We start from the raw sequence: 5,645 nt of genomic DNA, 5'->3' as shown, positions 1-5,645 counted from the left end.
TGTTCCAGATGGTTCGAATACAAATGCACGTCGCCGCCGGTCCAGACGAATTCACCGACCTCCAGCCCGCATTGATCGGCCAGCAGATGCGTCAGCAGTGCATAGCTGGCGATGTTGAACGGCACGCCCAGGAACGCGTCGCCCGACCGCTGGTACAGTTGCAGCGACAGCCTGCCGTTTGCGACCCACGTCTGGAACAGGCAATGGCACGGGGCGAGCGCCATCTGGTTAATCTCGCCGGGGTTCCAGGCAGTGACGATCTGGCGGCGCGAGGCGGGGTTGGACTTGATCTGGTCGATGAGGCCCGCGATCTGGTCGATATGGCTGCCGTCCGCCGCCACCCAGTCGCGCCATTGCTTGCCGTAAACGGGGCCGAGGTCGCCATTCTCGTCGGCCCATTCGTTCCAGATGCCGACGCGGTTGTCGGTCAGCCATTTCGTGTTGGTATCGCCACGCAGGAACCACAGCAGTTCGATAAAGATCGAGCGGATATGGACCTTTTTGGTGGTGACGAGCGGGAAACCCTGCTGCAGGTCGAAGCGCATCTGGTAGCCGAAGGTGCTGATCGTCCCGACGCCGGTGCGGTCGGCCTGTGGCACGCCGGTGTCGAGGATGTGGCGGAGCAGGTCGAGATACTGGCGCACGCTATTTCCCCAAGGCTTCGGCGATGAGCTTACGCGATGGCTCGACCCCGTAAAGCGCGATGAAGCTGCCCATGCGCGGACCTTGTGGCGAGCCGAGCAGCGTTTCGTAAAGCGCCTTGAACCAGTCGCGCAGATTTTCGAAGCCGCCTTCGTTGCCGATGGCATAGACGATGTTCTGGATCGCGGTGGCGTCGGCGTCGGGGGGCAGCAGCGCGAGTTCATGGTCGAGGCGGTCGAGGGCGGCGACCTCGACGCCGTCAGGCGCGCGGCGTCGCAGCGTGGGGGCCACGTAATCGCGGTTGTAGGCGAGCGCGTGGCCGATCAGCGCGTCGAGTTCGGGGGAAACGCCGCCCGCGACATAGTTGCTGAGGTAGGAACGCACCTGTTCGGCGGTGGCCCCGGCACCCAGCACACCAACCAGGTTCAGCAACAGGCCGAATGTCACCGGCGGCACGGTTTCCGGGGCTTTGCCATCGTGAATGTGATGAACCGGGTTGCCGAGTTTCTGTTCGATCGGTTGCGCCGCATAATTGCCGCGAAACTGGAAATATTCATCCACCGCGCGCGGGATGACGCCGATGTGGAGCTGCTTGGCCTTTTTGGGTTCGCGATAGGCAAAGAACGACAGACTTTCCTGCGTGCCGTAATCGAGCCATTGGTCGAGCGTCAGGCCATTGCCCTTCGACTTGGAAATCTTCTCGCCCTTTTCGTCGAGGAACATCTCGTAGATCAGCGATTCGGGCGGGCGGCCCCCCAGGACGCGGGCGATCTTGCCCGACTGGATGCCGCTATCGGTCAGGTCCTTGCCGAACATTTCATAGTCAACGCCGAGCGCGACCCAGCGCATCGCCCAGTCTACTTTCCACTGCAGCTTGGCCTTGCCGCCGAGGATCGACTGGGTGACGATGTCGCCGCCGTCGTCGAAGCGGATGAGTCCGGCGTCGGCGTCAATGACTTCGACGGGAACCTGCAGGACCACGCCGGTCTTTTCGCTGATCGGCAGGACGGGGGAATAGGTTGCCGCGCGCTCCTTGCGCAACGTGGGGAGCATGACACCCATGATCGCATCATAGTGGTGCAAGACGCCACGGAGCGCATCGTCGAACGCCCCCGATTCATAGTGCGACGATGACGAGACGAACTCATAGTCGAAGCCGAACCGGTCGAGGAATGCGCGGAGCATCGCATTGTTGTGCGCGGCGAAACTCTCGAACTTTTCGAACGGATCGGGGATGCGCGACAGCGGCTTGCCGAGGTTTGCGGTCAGCAATGCGGCGTTGGGGATATTGTCGGGAACCTTGCGCAGGCCGTCCATGTCGTCGCTGAACGCGATCAGCCGGGTGGGCGTGTCGGACAGCGCGTGAAAGGCGTTGCGGACCATCGTTGTGCGCAGCACTTCGTTGAACGTGCCGATGTGCGGCAGGCCCGACGGTCCGTAACCGGTTTCGAAGATAACAGGGCCTGGTTTGCCGTTCGGATAGCGCTTCAGCAGCTTGCGGGCTTCTTCATAGGGCCATGCTTTGGAGGCCAGGGCGGCGGTGCGCAGGTCGGACAAGTGTTGCTCTTTCGTTCCGGTTCGGCCAATCACGGGCGGTGACGACCCTCTTGCCCCATCCCGCGCTCTACGCAAGCCATGGCGGTATCTGGATTGCGGACGAGCACGGCACGCGCGGCGTGGGGCGGGGCGAGGCGATTGCGCGGGCGGGCGAAACGCCAATGATCTTGCTGAACGCGCCGCTGGTCGGGCAACGGCTGGGCTATCCCGAACTGTCGGGGCTGGACTTGCTCGAACTATTCGCCTTCGTGCATCCGGCCAGGTTCATGGTGCCCACGGTCAAGGGGCTGGCGGAAACGCTTGGGCTGGCGGTGCCGGCCGATGAGGGCGTTTCCGCGGCATTGCTGCGCGAGGCCGCGGCTGTACTGGTGGCACGCATGGCCGGTGACTGGCCCGAGCGCGAGGGGGCGTGGACTTCGGCGCAAACCCTGTCGCGGTTGCGGTGGACATGGGCGCCGACCGTCGTGAAGGCCATCCCGCAGCCCGAGATCGCCGAACGGTGGCTGTTTTCCAAGCTGCCCGAATGGGAGGAAAAGCCGCAACGCAATCCCCCCAGGCCGGTTTCGATTTCCGCCGAGGCAGCGCGCGAGCGGCTGGACGGGATGACGGGGGCTGGCCGTGAGACGCGTCCGGGCCAGCGCGCCTACACCGAAGCCGCGGCCTTGGCGTTTGCGCCGCGCGCGCGGCGCGATGAGCCGAACATGCTGCTGGCCGAGGCCGGGACCGGGATCGGCAAGACATTGGCCTATCTGTCGCCCGCGTCGCTGTGGGCGCGGCAGGCGGGCGGGGCGGTGTGGATTTCCACCTTTACCAAGGCGTTGCAGCGGCAATTGGATTTCGAGACGCGGCGATTGTTTCCCGATCCCGCAGAACGGTCCGAACGGGTCGTGGTGCGTAAGGGGCGTGAGAATTATCTGTGCCTGCTGAACCTGGAGGACGCGCTGCAGGGCGGGTTTTCAGGACGCGCGGCGATACTGGCGCACCTGGTTGCGCGCTGGGCGGCGTATAGCCGGGACGGCGACATGGTCGGGGGCGACCTGCCCGGCTGGCTGGGCATCCTGTTCCGGCGGAATGGATCGACGGCACTGACCGACCGGCGTGGCGAGTGCATTTACGCGGGCTGTCCGCACTATCGACGTTGTTTCATCGAGCGGGCATCGCGAGCGAGTGCGGACGCGGACATCGTTATCGCCAACCATGCATTGGTGATGATCAATGCCGCGCGAGGCCGCGAGATGGCGAACCGCCCAAGCCGGATCGTGTTCGATGAAGGCCATCATATCTTCGATGCCGCCGATTCGGTGTTCGCCGCCGCATTGACGGGTCAGGAGGCGATCGAGTTGCGGCGCTGGATCATCGGGCCCGAGGGATCAACGCGCGGACGGCGGCGCGGGCTGGCCGCGCGGCTGGCCGATGTGGCGAGCTACGATACCGAGGGCGGCGCGGCGATTGCGGCGGCGGGTCATGCCGCCCAAATGCTGCCCGGCGATGGCTGGTTGCAGCGAATCGGCGAGGGCGAACCGTTCGGCGCGATCGAGGCGCTGCTGGGGGCGATCCGCGGAACGGTCTATGCCCGGGCAGAGGCGGAGGACGCGGGATACGGATTGGAGACCGAGGCTGCCGAACTGGACGGGCCGCTGGTCGATGCGGCGGCGGCGGGTGCGACGGCACTCGATGCGTTGCTACGACCGCTGGTATCGCTGGGGCGGCGGCTGGAGGCGGTGCTGGAGGATGGACCTGACTGGCTTGACGGGCCTGCGCGCGCGCGCATCGAGGGGGCGATTGCAAGCCTTGGCTGGCGGCGCGACACAGTGGCGGCGTGGCTGGCGATGCTATCGCGCATGGGCGGGCCGTCCGATCCCGACTTCGTCGACTGGCTGGCGGTCAACCGGATCGACGGGCGCGATTTCGATGTCGGGCTGCACCGGCACTGGCTCGACCCCACCAAGCCGTTTGCCGAGGCCGCGCTGAAACCCGCCCATTCGGTGATCGTGACGTCGGCTACGCTGCGCGGCGGCGATGGATTGCAGGGCGGCTGGCACAGTGCCGAGGCGCGGACAGGGGCCGCGCATCTGAGCGCGGGGGCGACGCATTTTGCTGCGGTCAGCCCGTTCGATTATGCGCGACAGGCGCAGGTGCTGGTCGTGACCGATGTAAAGCGCGGCGATGTCGGGCAATTGGCCAATGCCTATGCGCGACTGATCGAGGCATCGGGGGGCGGGACGCTGGGGCTGTTCACCGCGATCCGGCGGTTGCGGACGGTTCATGCGCGCATTGCCGACCGGTTGGCGCGTGAGGGACTGGCGCTCTATGCCCAGCACGTCGATCCGATCGATACGGGAACGCTGGTCGATATTTTCCGCGACGATCCGCGTGCCAGCCTGCTCGGCACCGATGCGTTACGCGACGGGGTGGACGTTCCCGGCGATTCGCTGCGCACCGTGATCCTGGAAGGCGTGCCATGGCCACGTCCGACCGTGCTGCATGCCGCGCGGCGGGCGGCCGGGGGCGGTTCGGCCTATGACGACGGCATCGTCCGCGCGCGGCTGGCACAGGCGTTTGGCCGGCTGATCCGGCGCGCCGACGATCGCGGGAGTTTCGTGGTGTTGAGTGCGGCGATGCCCTCGCGGTTGTTGACCGCATTTCCAGAAGGGACACCGATCGTGCGCGTAACGCTGGACGAGGCGGTCGCGCGCGTCACCGCTTTGGTTGCCGAAAGGATGAAGATGGACTATGTGGACTAAGTCCAGTTGAAAGTCGCGCGCCATGACCCAGATCGTCAACGTCCATGAAGCCAAAACGCATTTTTCGCATTTCCTGGACCGCGCCCATGCCGGCGAGGAAATTATCCTGGCGAAAGCGGGCAAACCCTATGCGCGGCTGGTGCCGCTCGCCCCCCCAGAGCCGAAAAAGCCGCGCGTGCCGGGGTCATGGCCCTATGTCGTCCCCGACAGTTTCTTTGATCCGCTGCCTGAGGAGGAGCTTGCTGCCTGGGAGGGGCGATGAGACTTTTGCTCGATACCCACGCATTGATCTGGTGGTGGGCCAACGACAGACGATTGTCCGACAACGGTATGGCCCTGATCGGGGCTCCGGAAAACATGATTCTCATCAGCCCGGTCAGTGCGTGGGAAATAGCAACCAAGTTTCGTATCGGAAAGTTGCCCGGTGCCGAAGAAGGTGTCGCGAATTTTGCCGCTTGGACGATGCGCGATGCGTTTCAACCACTGACGATAACCCTGAATCATGCGCTGATGGCAGGAGGCTTTTCTGCCCCTCATGCCGACCCGTTCGACCGGATGCTGGCGGCGCAGGCCATGGTCGAAGGCATCCCCATCCTCAGTTGCGACACCGCGCTTGACGTCTTCGGATGCCAGCGCATCTGGGAATGAGTGTCTTCCAACGGTCACCGCTTTGCGGCACAACGTGCCCATGAAGACACTTAC

Annotated in this window: 5 protein-coding genes; 3 read left to right on the top strand and 2 right to left on the bottom strand. The window is 64.8% G+C overall.

Features of this window, described 5'->3' with window-relative positions; genetic code table 11:
* Nucleotides 1-644, bottom strand: a 644-nt coding sequence (locus Q0R02_RS10085) for a thymidylate synthase (protein ID WP_293883063.1), incomplete at its 3' end; no start/stop codon positions are given.
* A 1-nt stretch (nucleotide 645) separates the two neighbouring features.
* Nucleotides 646-2,199, bottom strand: coding sequence for a lysine--tRNA ligase (locus tag Q0R02_RS10080; RefSeq protein ID WP_293883060.1), 1,554 nt, complete (start codon nucleotides 2,197-2,199; stop codon nucleotides 646-648).
* 38 nt (nucleotides 2,200-2,237) lie between these two features.
* Here Q0R02_RS10080 and Q0R02_RS10075 point away from each other — a divergent pair, with 38 nt between their 5' ends.
* Genes Q0R02_RS10075 through Q0R02_RS10065 form a run of 3 tightly spaced genes read left to right on the top strand, consistent with a single transcriptional unit; the run spans nucleotide 2,238 to nucleotide 5,591 of the window.
* Nucleotides 2,238-4,943 carry an ATP-dependent DNA helicase gene (locus Q0R02_RS10075; RefSeq protein WP_293883057.1) on the top strand — a complete coding sequence of 902 codons (2,706 nt, stop codon included), beginning with the start codon at nucleotides 2,238-2,240 and terminating at the stop codon, nucleotides 4,941-4,943.
* Nucleotides 4,944-4,965: 22 nt separating this feature from the next.
* Nucleotides 4,966-5,205, top strand: a complete 240-nt coding sequence (locus tag Q0R02_RS10070; protein WP_293883054.1) for a type II toxin-antitoxin system Phd/YefM family antitoxin — start codon at nucleotides 4,966-4,968, stop codon at nucleotides 5,203-5,205.
* Entirely contained in the window at nucleotides 5,202-5,591 is a 390-nt protein-coding gene (locus tag Q0R02_RS10065) for a type II toxin-antitoxin system VapC family toxin (protein ID WP_293883052.1), read from the top strand. The genes Q0R02_RS10070 and Q0R02_RS10065 overlap by 4 nt, the downstream gene beginning before the upstream one ends.
* The last annotated feature ends 54 nt before the right edge of the window (nucleotides 5,592-5,645 follow it).

The sequence above is a fragment of the Sphingomonas sp. genome, assembly GCF_025353885.1.
GTDB lineage: Bacteria > Pseudomonadota > Alphaproteobacteria > Sphingomonadales > Sphingomonadaceae > Sphingomonas_O.
This window is presented reverse-complemented; position numbering and strand designations above follow the sequence as displayed.